Origin of the sequence: Sphingopyxis sp. J-6 (genome assembly GCF_046603995.1) — a bacterium.
Classification (GTDB): domain Bacteria; phylum Pseudomonadota; class Alphaproteobacteria; order Sphingomonadales; family Sphingomonadaceae; genus Sphingopyxis.
In genome coordinates, this window is record NZ_CP145810.1 from 3789618 (window position 1) to 3802704 (window position 13087).

Annotated in this window: 6 protein-coding genes; 2 read left to right on the forward strand and 4 right to left on the reverse strand. The window is 67.8% G+C overall.

Annotated features, from left to right (window positions below):
* Positions 1 to 102: 102 nt before the first annotated feature.
* Entirely contained in the window at positions 103 to 4815 is a 4713-nt protein-coding gene (locus tag V6U71_RS18135; protein WP_411339743.1) for an NAD-glutamate dehydrogenase, read from the reverse strand.
* Between the two features lie 160 nt (positions 4816 to 4975).
* Positions 4976 to 6307, reverse strand: a complete 1332-nt coding sequence (locus tag V6U71_RS18140; RefSeq protein ID WP_411339744.1) for a hypothetical protein — start codon at positions 6305 to 6307, stop codon at positions 4976 to 4978.
* Between the two features lie 313 nt (positions 6308 to 6620).
* Here V6U71_RS18140 and V6U71_RS18145 point away from each other — a divergent pair, with 313 nt between their 5' ends.
* Together V6U71_RS18145 and V6U71_RS18150 are read left to right on the forward strand one after the other, a co-directional pair.
* Positions 6621 to 7052 carry a DUF983 domain-containing protein gene (locus V6U71_RS18145; RefSeq protein WP_411339745.1) on the forward strand — a complete coding sequence of 144 codons (432 nt, stop codon included), beginning with the start codon at positions 6621 to 6623 and terminating at the stop codon, positions 7050 to 7052.
* Positions 7042 to 8412, forward strand: coding sequence for a PLP-dependent aminotransferase family protein (locus V6U71_RS18150; protein WP_411339747.1), 1371 nt, complete (start codon positions 7042 to 7044; stop codon positions 8410 to 8412). Before V6U71_RS18145 ends, V6U71_RS18150 begins: the two co-directional genes overlap by 11 nt.
* 5 nt (positions 8413 to 8417) lie before the next feature.
* Here V6U71_RS18150 and V6U71_RS18155 read toward each other — a convergent pair whose 3' ends face one another.
* Both V6U71_RS18155 and V6U71_RS18160 read right to left on the reverse strand, forming a co-directional pair.
* Complete coding sequence (locus V6U71_RS18155) at positions 8418 to 9827, reverse strand: efflux transporter outer membrane subunit (RefSeq protein WP_411339748.1); 1410 nt, start codon at positions 9825 to 9827, stop codon at positions 8418 to 8420.
* A gap of 11 nt (positions 9828 to 9838) precedes the next feature.
* Positions 9839 to 13024 (reverse strand): efflux RND transporter permease subunit, encoded by a 3186-nt coding sequence (locus V6U71_RS18160; RefSeq protein WP_411339749.1) that lies wholly within the window; start codon positions 13022 to 13024, stop codon positions 9839 to 9841.
* Positions 13025 to 13087 lie beyond the last annotated feature (63 nt).

Consider the following 13087-nt stretch of genomic DNA (forward strand, 5'->3'; position numbering starts at 1 on the left):
CATTGCGAGGAGCCGAAGGCGACGCGGCAATCTCCAGCTATCGACCTTGAGTCCGTTCGATAGCTGGAGATTGCTTCGCTTCGCTCGCAATGACGATGGTTGTTACCGCCCCAGCAGCCCGCGCGCCTGCCCGGCGATATGCGACAGCATCGCGCCGTTCGGGTTCGGGATCGTCCGCGCGCGGTCGACCGTGGCCCGGAACTGCGCAACACGCGGCGCATTGTCGGCGAGCCATTTGGTCACCGCCGCGTCGAGATCGCCCTTCGGCAATCCCGCCAGGAAACCCAGCCGCATCTGCTGGAAATCGCGCGCAAGGCTGTTGACCAGCAAGCGCTCCCACGGATCGGCGGGGCTCATATGCGCCGCGAGCGTCTGCGCCCAGTCGAGCCCCAGCGCTTCGCCCAAATGAGTGAAGGCGTGCGTCACCGCGATCTCGTCGTCGCCGCGCCGTTCGGCAAGATCGACGATGCCGATCGCGCCGTCGGTCTTGAACAGGCGCACGACCGATGCTGTAAGCGCCTCGGGCGCCCCGGCGTCGAGCAATTGCTGGCTGAGCATATCCCACTGGCGCTTGACCGATTGGCTGAGCAGTCCGTCGACCCCGGTGGTCAGGCGATCGACCCCGGGTTCGAGCCGCGCCACCACCGGGCCGGGCAGCGTCAGCGTCGGGTTGATGCGGAGCAGGTCGGCCATTTGCGATGTCATCGCCGATGCGGCCTGCGCAAACAGCGACAGGCGGATCGTTTCGTCGATCTTGGCCGCGTCGAGCGCGGTCCAGATCGCGGGCATGTCGAGCAGGCGTTCGACAGCAACAAACGCCGCCGCGATGTCGCCGAGTGCGCAGCCTTCCTCTTCGACGAGTTCGAAGGGATGGACGACGCCCAGACGGTTGATCATCCGGTTGGCGAGCTTGGTCGCGATGATTTCGCGGCGTAGCTGGTGATCGGCGATCGCACCCGCAAAGTCGCGCTGCATCTCGGCCGGGAAGGCCGCCGCAAGGTCGGACCCGAGCGCCGGATCGCCCGGCAGCTCGCTGTTCTCGATCGCGTCCTGCAAGGCGAGTTTCGCGGTCGACAGCAGCACCGCGAGTTCGGGCCGCGTCAGCCCGCGGCCCTCGGCCGAGCGGCGGAGCAGTTCGTCGTTCGCCGCGAGCCCCTCGACCTTGCGGTCGAGCCGGCCCGACGCCTCGAACGTCTCCATGATCCGGACGAGCGACGGCACCGCCGACGAACCGCCCTTTTCGGCGATCGACAGCGCCAGCGCCTGCAACCGGTTGTCTTCGAGCACCAGCGCGGCGACATCGTCGGTCATCCGGACGAGCAAGGCATCGCGATCGTCCTGCGCCAGACGGCCTTCGGCCATCTCGCGATTGAGCGCGATCTTGATATTGACCTCGTTATCCGAGCAGTCGACGCCGGCGCTGTTGTCGATGAAGTCGGTGTTGATCCGGCCGCCCTTCGCGGCAAAGGCGATGCGCGCCGCCTGCGTGACGCCAAGGTTGGCGCCCTCGCCGACCGCCTTGACGCGCAGATCCTCGGCATCGACGCGCAGGGCGTCGTTCGCGGGATCGCCGACCTCGGCATTGTTCTGGCTGGCCGCCTTCACATAAGTGCCGATACCGCCGAACCACAGCAGGTCTGCGGGTGCCCGGAGGATCGCCGAGATTAGCGAGCCGGGGTCGATTTCGGACTGCGAAAGGCCAAGCGCCGCTTGCACTTCGGCGGTCAGCGGGATGCTCTTCTGGCTGCGCGGGAAGACGCCGCCGCCCTTCGAGATCAGCTTCTTGTCATAATCCTCCCAACTCGACCGCGGCAGCGCGAACATGCGGTCGCGTTCCTTCCAGCTTTTCGCCGGATCGGGATCGGGGTCGAGGAAGATATGGCGATGGTCGAACGCCGCGACGAGCTTGATCGCCTTGCTGAGCAGCATGCCGTTGCCGAACACGTCGCCCGACATGTCGCCGCAACCGACGACGCGGATGCTGTCGGTCTGCACATCGACGCCCATTTCGGCGAAGTGGCGCTGGACCGAGACCCATGCGCCCTTGGCGGTGATGCCCATCGCCTTGTGGTCGTAACCCTTCGACCCGCCGCTCGCGAAGGCATCGCCGAGCCAGAAGTTGCGCTCCATCGCAAGGCCGTTGGCGACGTCGGAGAAGGTCGCGGTGCCCTTGTCGGCGGCAACGACGAAATAGGGGTCCTCGCCGTCGTGGATCGCGACGCCCTTCGGATGCACGACCTTGCCCGCGACGATATTGTCGGTGATCGACAGGAGCGAACGGATGAAGATGCGATAGCATTCGGTGCCCTCGGCGAACCACGCATCGCGGTCGAGCGCCGCGTCGGGGAGCGCCTTGGGATAGAAGCCGCCCTTCGCTCCCGTCGGCACGATCACCGCGTTCTTGACCCGCTGCGCCTTCATCAGGCCGAGGATTTCGGTGCGGAAGTCGTCGCGGCGGTCGGACCAGCGCAACCCGCCGCGCGCGACCGGACCGGCGCGCAGGTGGATGCCCTCGACGCGCGGGCTGTACACCCACACTTCGCGCCAGGGCAGCGGCTTGGGCAGCCCGGGGATCAGGCTGGAATCGATCTTGAACGCCAGCGCTTCGGCCGCCGCGGGCGCAAAGGCGTTGGTGCGCAAGGTCGCGCCGATCACCGCGTGGAAAAGCCGCAGGATGCGGTCGTCGTCGATCGACTTGATGTCGGCGAACCCGGCGACGATCTCCTCGCCGAGCGCCTTGGCACGCGCCGCGTCGGCGCGTTTCGGATCGTGGAGCGCGCAGAAACGCTCGATCATCTTCGCGGTCAGTTCGGGCGCGTGGCGCAGCGCCGCGACGACCGTGTCCATACCGTAACTCGCCCCGCCCTGCCGCAGATAGCGGAACCAGGCGCGCAGCCAGACGATCGCCTGCGGATCGGTCTGCGTCGCGATGACGAGTTCGTTGAACGCGTCGTTTTCCGCCGCGCCATCGAGCACCGCGGTGATCGCGCCCTCGATCACGTCGGTGTGCGGGAGCAGCGCGGTCTCGTCGACGTTGGCGGGAACGCGCAGCGTGAAGTCGTGGATGAACGCCGGCCGCTCTTCGCCATCGGCGTCGGGCGCCCGGCTCTGTCCCAGCGGCGTCGGGATTTCCTCGAGCACTTCGAAGCCGAAATGTTCGAGCGCCGGGACGACGTCGGACAATGCGAGCGCGCCCGCCGAGCTGTAGACCTTGAGCCGCAGCCGGTCGTCGCCGTCGAGGCTCTTGCGCGCCAGCCGCACCCCGCGCGGGCTGTCGGCGTCGAGGTCGCGGAGCCGCAGGATGTCGCGCGCGGCCTCCTCGGGCGAATAGAGGTTGCGGTAATTGGGCGGGAACAGCGCGGCGAACCGCGACGCCAGCGCCGCCGCGCGGCCGGGATCGCCGCGCTTCGCCAGTTCGGCCTCGACCTCGGGCTGCCAGCCGCGCACCATCTGTTCGAGCTGGGCGTTCAGCATATCCGCGTCGGGAACGACCCCGCCGCTGCGTAGGTCGAGCGTATAACGGAGCAGCGCGGCACCGCCGTCTTCGAGGACCATCGTCCAGCCGATCACCCCGGCCCTCGCTTCGCGCACCAGCAAGGATTCGACGGCGATGCGGCGGCCGGTCGACACCTCGTCGCGCGGCAACCAGACAAAGGCGAACAGGTGGCGGCCGAGCGCGCTCTGCACCATGACGATGCGCGGGCGCGGCCGGTCGGTGATCGACATCGAGGTCAGCACCAGTTCCTCGAGCGAGGGGGCGTCGAAGGCGATGAGCAGGTCGTGCGGCAGCGCGGTCAGCGCATGGGTCAGCGCCTTGCCGGCGTGGCCCGTCGGATCGAAACCGAATTTCGCCATCAGCGCGGCGAGCTGCGCACGCAGCATCGGCACCTTGTCGGGACGCGCCGACAACGCGGCGCTGGTCCACAGGCCGGCGTGGATCGACAGGCGTTCGGCCTTCGTCCCCTTATATTCGGGGACGATAACCAGATCGAGGAGGACGCGGCGATGCACCGCCGACAGCCGGTTCGACTTGATGAGCAGCGGCCCCTGATTGCCCTTGTCGAACCAGGCGAACGCCGCTTCGAGCGCCGCCGCCGACAGGAGATCGCCGGCACCCGAGGCCGAAATTCCGAGCGGGTCCTGCGCCGGGCCCGAACGCGCGCGCCATTCATGGCCGAGCTGCGTCAGCGCGCCGCCTTCGAACCAGCGCAACAGTTCGGCGGCTTCGCCGTCGGCGCGCATCGCGGCATCGGCGAGCATCGCGGCGCGCATCGCCTTCCAGTCCTGGACCGCGGCGCGGACGTCGCCGAGCGCCTGTTCGAGGCCGTCGACCAGGCGGCGGCGGGCGCGCGCGTCGCCGCGTTCGAGTTCCATATAGATGACCGATTCGCGCCCGGCGCTGCCGGGCTGCGCATCGCCGGCTTCCTGAAGCTGTCCCTTGGCATCGCGCTTTGCCGCGACGACGGGGTGGAGGATGCGGTGGACGACAAGCCCCTGCGCCGCGACGACCTGCGAGGTCGAATCGACGAGGAACGGCATATCGTCATTGACGATCGCCAGCCGCATGCGCCGGTCGGTGCCGTCGGCCACGACGGGCTCCAGCAGCAACGAAGGCTTGCCCGGCGCACGCGCGATCGAGGCGCGGCCGACGAACTGCGCGGCATCCGCGAGCGCCGCCTGATCGAGGTCGTCGCCTTCGCCGGGCAGCGCGCTGCCGCGCAGCGCGGCCAGATAGGCGGCGGCGATTTTAGCGGGGATTTTGGGGGTCGAAAGCGTGGCGTCCGTATCGGGGGTTTCGGACAATTTTTTAGGCATGGGGTACGGCATCCTGAACCGAGGCGAACCCTTGCCGACGATCGGCTGGTCCGTTCGCTGCCGCCCCTATGCGCCTGCCGCGCGCAGGGCTCAACCCCCCGCGCAGCGGTCGCGCAAATAAATATCACGCAATTGATTGACTATTACGTGAACGTCAACGTCAGGGCAAAATCGGGCTCGCCTTGCGCGCCAGCCGGGCGACGAGAGCGGGGTCATCGGCCGCCTTGGCGACGATGCCGATATGCCCGCCCGGCAGCGCCCGTGCGATCAGCACAACAAATTCGGCGCCCTCTGCCTCATGTTCGAGGATCACGGCAGGATGCGCCTGACGGAGCGTGTCGAGCGCCGTACCGCTACCCTCGTCGCCATCCTTTGCCGGCCGGCGCCGGGCGCGCTCGTCCTTGACGAGGCCCTTGAGCCCGCCCGGATAGCGGTCGAGATAGGCGGCGAGTTCGCCGCGGCCGACACCCTCGCCCTTCGCATGGCCAAGGACGCAGGCATATTCGGCGAGGCGCGTCTTGTCATAGGCGGCGCCGAAAACCAGTTTCACGACCGGCGTCATCGGCGCGCGGTCCTGCACCGTCAGCCCGGCATCGTCGAGCAGCGCGGCAAAGGCTTCGGGCTGGCGTTCGGCAACGAGCGCAAAATCCCATGCCTGGCCGACCGCCTGATAGAGCGCGCTGCGGCTGCGGCTGTCGGCGGCGCTTGCCCGATCGGCGGTTTCGCGCGCGAGCGCCAGCCAGTCGGCAAGCTCGGCCTCATCGCCGGGATCGACCGGCGAAAGATCCGCGTGCATGGCGCCGCCGCGGACCGACAGCAGTTCGCTCCCCTCGCCCAGCGCCGCAAAGCCCGGCGCCGCATCGTCGTCGATATGCCCCGAGTCGGGACCGTCAGCCCACACCGGTACCGGCGCGGTGAGCGGCGGCGCGCTGCGCAGCGACTGTTCGACCGAAAGCTGGAGCTCCTCCGCTTCGTCGGCGGGCGCCGCTTCCTTCCAGTTGATCACGCCGAGGATGAAATCGATCGTGTCGTCGTCCGACGAGAAGGGCAGCAGGATGCCGCGATACATGATCGTCACGCCGCGGTCGTTGACGAATTCGGCCTCGAAACCGATCGGCGCGCGGTTGGCGATGATCTGCAGATAATGGTCGGTTAGCCGCGACAGCAGCGAACGCCCCGGTATCTGGTTGATATAATGGACCTCTTCGTCGATTTCCGACTCGGCGCGCAGCCGCTCGCCGATGAAGGCGATGCCGGGGTTCTCGACCCCGGTGGTGAAATCGAGCAAGACCGAATGCGGGCCGAAATCGCCGACATTCTCGAGGTCGAGGTCCTCGACCGACGGATAGGCGCGATCGGCGAGCAGCGACGCCCAGTAATTATAGGCGCGCACCTGCATCCGCCGTTCGTCGACGCCGACAGAGACGGGCGTGTCGATCGCTCCGTCATCGTGGCCGTGGCTGCCCGCGAGCAGTCCGCGCATGCTGTCCATCATTCATCCCCAGTCGCAAACATTGGTAAACACCATGCAACAGGACTGGTAAAAGCGGCGTAAACGATGGCTTCGCCGCCTCGCGCCGACGCCATGCGCGATCAAGCTGCGCCGCGACCCTTCAGGCCACGTAAGATTGCTAGCAGGACATAGCTGACCATATGCTCTATATGCATGGCTACATCGTCTGACTTTCCCATACAAAATAGCATAGTTGAACTTATATCATTGTTAAAATGATGTTTTCATTGATATGGACAATATCGATTTCACTCCTATGTACGGCACATTGCATGTACAAGCGAGATGAGGAATGTTGAGCGAACTCGGCAATGACAAGTTGCGCTGGATCCTGTGGTCGGGCTGGCACGGACGCTGCCCCGAATGCGGCGAGGGCAAGATGTTCCGGTCGTGGCTGAAGCTGGCCGACCGCTGCGAGGTCTGCGGACTCGATTTCCGCTTCGCCGCGCCCGACGACGGCCCGGCCTTTTTCTCGCAATGCTTCGTCGCCTTTCCGCTGACCTTCCTCGTCCTGTGGCTCGAGATCGCCTATGATCCGCCCATCTGGGTCCATCTGTTTTTTTCGATCCCGCTGATGGTCATCGGCTGCGTGCTGCCGCTCCGACCGATCAAGGGTTGGCTCGTCGCTTCGCAATATGTGAACAAGGCGCAGGAATCGGGTACCGAGCATCTGTGGGCCAAGCTCCATGCGCGCGAGGAGGTGGACAAACAGCGTGACAAATAGCAGCTGGCTGCCCGACCTGTCGGCAGAGGCGGGTCCGAAATATCGCGCCGTCGCGGCAGCGATCGCCGCCGACATCGCGCGCGGCCGGCTCCACCATGGCGACCGCCTGCCGCCGCAGCGCGACCTGGCCGCGCGACTCGGCATCGACCTGACCACCGTCACCAAAGCCTATGATCTCGCCCGCCAACGCGGACTGATCGTCGCCCGCGGGCGCGCGGGAAGTTTCGTCAGCCCGCAGGCGCGCGATCACGCGGCGGCATCGGCCGCACAGACCGATATCATGATGAACAGCCCGCCAACCCCGCCCGAAGCACGGCTGACCGAAGCGATGGCGGCCGCTTTGGGAGCCTTGGCGCGGCGGGGAGAATCGGCGCGGCTCCACTATCAGCGCCCGGGCGGCGCGGCGGCGGATCGCGAGACCGGCAGCGCCCTGCTCGCCCGGGTCGGTCTGGCATCGGACGCCGAGCAGGTGGTGGTGACCGCCGGCGGCCAGAACGCACTCCACGCCATCGCTTCGATGCTGCTTCGTCCCGGCGACCGCGTTGCGTGCGGCCTCTATATCTATCCGGGCTTCCATGCCCTTGCCCGGCGGATCGGCTTCACGCTCGTCCCGCTTGCCGAGATCACGCCCGCCGCCCTCGCCGCCGCGCACGACGCCGCGCCGCTCCGCGCGCTTTATGTGGTCCCGACGAACGACAATCCGACCGCGCAGACGATCGCCGCCAACGACCGGGCAGCGATCGCGACGTGGGCGGAGGATGCCGGCGTGCGGATCATCGAAGACGACGCCTATGGCCTGCTCCCCGAAAAGCCTTTGCCCGCGATTACCAGCTTGGCGCCCGAGATCGGCTGGTACATCGCCAGCATGGCGAAGATCGTTTCGCCCGCGCTGCGCGTCGCCTTCGTCCACGCCCCGACGGTCGTCGACGCGATGGCGCTTGCGGCGTGCCAGCATGAAAGTGCGGTGATGGCGCCGCCGGTCAACGCCGCGATGGTCTCCCTATGGCTTGCCGACGGCAGCTTCGACGCATTGGTCGGCGCGGTGCGCAAGGAGTCGGCGTGGCGCCAGCGGTTGGCGGACACGATGCTCGGCGACGCGCGGCCCACGGCGCACCCCGAGGGCTATCATCTGTGGTTGCCGCTCGCGCCGGGCCTGGCGCCCGAAGTCCTTGCCGCGGCGCTCGCGCTCGAGGGTCTGTCGGCGGTGACCTCCGACCGTTTCGCCGTCGCTGCCGATGCGCCGAAGGCGCTGCGCATTTCGCTCGGCGGCGCCATCGACCGCAATCTTCTGGCGCGCGGCCTCCGCACGCTCGACGGCCATTTGCGGTCGCCCGCCGCGCAGGCGCTGCCGGTGATCTGAAAAACTCAGCTCGACCAGCCGCCAGCGAGCGCGCGGAACAAGGCGATCTGGCGGCGCGAGATCTGCGCGTCCTGCGCGGCGAGCACCGCTTCGGCCTCCGCGAAGGTGCGTTCGGCGTCGAGCCATTCGAGCGAATCCGACGCGCCCTCGGCGCGCTTCGCGCGGACGATCCGCGCGGCGCGTTCGGACTGGTCGCGCGCCGCGCGCAGCGCCTGCCGCCGGTCGAGCGAGCGGGCGTAGGAGGAGAGCGCGGTTTCGGTCTCCTCGATCGCGCGCAGCACCGTACCGTCGAAGCGCGCGAGCGACGCCTGCGTCTCGGCCTCGGCCGAGGCGATCCGGGCTCGCGCCGGTTCCTGATTGGGGAAAGCCCAGTTGAGCAAAGGCCCGAGCAGCCAGCGCAGCGGCCCGCCGCCGAAGATATCGCCGAAGCCCGCACCGGTCGAGCCGACTGAGCCACCGAGCGTGATGCGCGGATAGAGGTCGGCGGTCGCGACCCCGATGCGCGCGGTGTCGGCGGCGAGCCGCCGTTCGGCGGCGCGGACGTCGGGGCGGCGCTTGAGCAGCGCCGCCCCGTCACCGACCGGGATGGGGTCGGTGATCTCGAGGCTGATGTTGCGGTCGGCGGCGATCGTCGGCAACGCCGCGGGGGGGCGGCCGGTCAGCGTTGCGAGACGAAATAATGCCGCCTGCCGGTCGGCCTCGATGTCGGGAATATCCGCCGCGCGCTGGTCGCGCAGCGTCGTGATGCGGGCAAGGTCGAGCCCGGTCGCAAGCCCCGCCTCCTTGCGCCGCCCGGTCAGCTTCACCTGCTGGTCGAGCAGCTCGACGATATGCCGCGCGACGTCAAGCCGCGCCGCGCCCGAGGCCGCATCGGCATAGGCGAGCGTCGTGTCGGAGACGACCATCACGCGCACCGCGTCGGCATCGGCCTCGGCGGCTTCGGTATCGCCGCGCGCCGCCTCGACCGAGCGGCTGACGCGGCCGAACAGATCGACTTCATAAGCGACGTTGAGCCCGACATCGACCGACCAGTCTTCGCGGTCGGCGCCGGGCAGGCGCTGACCCTCGGGGCTGCGGCCGTAATTGGCGCCGGCGCCGATCTCGCCCTGCGGCAGCCGGTCGGCACGCGCACCGCGCAGCGATGCCCGCGCCTTCGCGATGTTGGCGACCGCGACGCGGACGTCGGTGTTCGCGGACAGCGCGTCGGCGACAAGCCCGTCGAGCACGGGGTCGTTGTACAGCCGCCACCAGTCGGCCGCGACCGGATCGAGGCTCACGGCGGGACTGCTGGCCGAGAGGAACGGCCCGGTCGCGGCCGGCGCCGACGCGGACTGCGGCGCCTTGTAGTCGGGGCCGACGGCGCAGGCGGCGAGCGCGAGCGCCGAAGCGGCGGTTATAAGATTGCGGAGCAACATGGTCATTCTCCTTATTCCGCCGGCACGGGCAGCGCCGCGCCATGGTCGTCCGATCCGCGCCGCCGCGCGGCGATCCACTCGCCGAGCGCGCGGCAGACGACGTAGAAGGTCGGGGTGAAGATGAGGCCGAACGCCGTCACGCCGAGCATGCCGAAGAAGACGGCAGTGCCGAGCGCCTGGCGCAGCTCCGCCCCCGCCCCGCTCGCGATCAAGAGCGGCACCGCGCCGAGGATGAAGGCGAAGCTGGTCATCAGGATCGGGCGCAGGCGGTCGCGCGCCGCACGCACCGCCGCCTCGACCGGCGACAGCCCGTCCTGTTCCTCGGCCTGCTTGGCGAATTCGACGATCAGGATCGCATTTTTCGCCGCGAGCGCGATCAGCACGACAAGCCCGATCTGGGTCAGGACATTATTGTCCATGCCGCGCAGGTTGACCCCGATCATCGCCGCGAGCAGGCACATCGGCACGATCAGAATGATCGCGAGCGGGAGGGTCAGGCTCTCATATTGCGCCGCGAGCACGAGGAAGACGAACAGCACCGCGAGCGCGAAGACGATCCCCGCGGTGTTCGCCGCCGCCTTCTGCTGGAAGGCGATGCCGGTCCATTCGGTGCCGTAGCCCGCAGGCAGCGTGTCGGCGCCCAGCTTTTCCATCGTCGTCAGCGACGCGCCCGACGACGATCCCGGCGCGGTGTCGCCATCGACCTCGACCGCAGGGAACAAATTGTAGCGCGTGACGCGATACGGCCCGGTGCGATCCTCGAAATTGGCGACCGACCCGATCGGCACCATCGCCCCCGAATTCGACCGGGTGCGCAGGTTTGCGATGTCGGCGACGGTCTGGCGATAGGGCGCATCGGCCTGCGCAGTGACGCGATAGGTGCGGCCGAGCAGGTTGAAGTCGTTGACGAAGGCCGAGCCGAGATAGACCTGCAGCGCCTCGAACACCCGGTCGGACGGGACGCCGAGCGCATTCGCCTTGGCGCGGTCGATATCGGCATAGATGCGCGGGTTGCTGGGATCGAAGAAGGTGAAGACATTCGCCAGCCCCGGCGTCTGGTTCGCCTTGCCGATCAGGCCGTTCACTTCCTTCGCCAGTTCGGCATAGCCGTGGCCGCCGCGATCCTGCACGATCATCCGGTACCCGCCCGCGGTGCCGATCCCCTGGATCAGCGGCGGCGGGATGATCACGATCTGCGCCTCGGTGATGTCGGCGGTGCGCTTCTGCGCCTCGCCCATGATGTCCGCCAGCGTGACGCCGAGTTTCTTGCGCTCCTCGAAGCTCTTGAGCGGGAAATAGGCGGCGGCCGAATTGGGCGCCAGCGTCTGCGACGGGCCGTCGAAGCCCGCGAGCATCACCGACCCGAGCACGCCGTCGACCGGCAGCACGCGCTGCGCGACCTTTTGCAGCACCGCGTCGGTGCGTTCGACCGAAGCGCCCGCGGGCAGCTTGGCGACGACGAGGAAATAGCCCTGGTCCTGCGCCGGGATGAAGCCCGTCGGGGTCGCCCAGAACAGGGCGACGGTCGCCGCGATCAACCCCGCATAGGTCGCCATCACCTTCTTCGGCGCGCGGACCAGCCGCGCGGTGAGCGCCGCATAGGCGTCGCCCATCCGTTCGAAACCGCGATTGAACGCGTCGCCGGCGCGGCGGACGAGTTGCATGCCGCGCCCCTCGTTCACCGGCGCCGCGTGCGGCTTCAGCAGTATCGCTGCGAGCGCGGGCGACAGGGTGAGCGAGAGGATCAGCGAGATGATCGTCGCGGTCGAGATGGTCACCGCAAACTGCTGGTAGAAAGCACCCGACAGCCCGGTGAGGAACAGCGTCGGCACGAACACCGCGCAAAGCACGAGGACGATAGCCACCAATGCCGCCGACACCTCGTCCATCGACGTCCGCGCCGCTTCGAGGGCGCTCATGCCGCGCTCGAGATTGCGCTCGACATTCTCGACGACGACGATCGCGTCGTCGACGACGATCCCGATCGCCAGCACCATGCCGAACAGCGACAGGTTGTTGAGGCTGTAGCCGAAGCCGGCGAGCACCGCGAAGGTACCGATCAGCGACACGGGAATGGCAAGCACGGGGATGATCGCGGCGCGCCATTTCTGCAGGAAAACCAGAATGACGATGACGACGAGCACGACAGCTTCGAACAAGGTGTCCATCACCGCGTCGATCGACTGGGCGATGAATTCGGTGGGGTTGTAGATGACGCGATATTCGAGCCCCTTGGGAAAGCTTTTCGACGCCGCCTGCATTTCGGCCTCGACCGCCTGCGCGGCGGCGAGCGCGTTCGATCCCGGACGCTGGAAGGTCGCGAGAATGACGGTCGGATCGCCCGACAAATAGGTGTTCGAATTATAGTCGGACGCGCCGAGTTCGACGCGCGCGACATCGGATACCCGCACCTGGCGCCCGTCGGCGTCGCTGCGGATGACGATGTTGGCGAAATCGGCGGGGTCGGCGAGGCGGCCCTGCGTTTCGACGTTCAACTGAAAGCTGCTGCCATTCGCCTGCGGCGGCTGGCCGAGCGATCCCGCCGCGACCTGCACATTTTCGCGGCGCAGCGCCGCGACGATCTCGCCCGCGGTCAGGTCGAGCGCGGCGGCGCGACCGGGATCGATCCACACGCGCATCGCATAATCGCGGCTGCCGAACAGACGGACGTCGCCGACCCCGTCGATGCGCGACAGGCGGTCGCGAAGCTGGGTCAGCGCATAGTTGGAGATATAGGCGCGATCGAGCGACTTGTCGGGCGAGACGAGGTTCACGATCAGCAGGAAGTCGGGCGACGTCTTGCGCGTCACGACGCCGAGCCGCTGCACCGTTTCGGGCAGCCGCGGGGTCGCGATGGCGACACGGTTCTGTACCAGCACCTGCGCGGCATCGAGGTCGGTACCGATCTTGAAGGTCACGGTGATCGTCACCGCGCCGTCGCCGGTCGACTGGCTGCTCATATAGAGCATATTGTCGACGCCGTTGATTTCCTGTTCGATCGGCGCCGCCACCGTATCGGCGACGGTTTCGGCCGACGCGCCGGGATAGGTCGCGGTGACGGTGACCGTCGGCGGAACGATGTCGGGATATTGCGAGACGGGAAGGCCGATATAGGCGACCGCCCCGACGATGGTGATGATCACCGCAAGAACCGCCGCGAAGATCGGCCGGTCGATGAAGAAACGCGATAGGCGCATGGGAGAGCCCCTGTTCTAGGATGGTGTCGAACCTCCGGACCGATCCGGAGCGTAAGGGGTGAG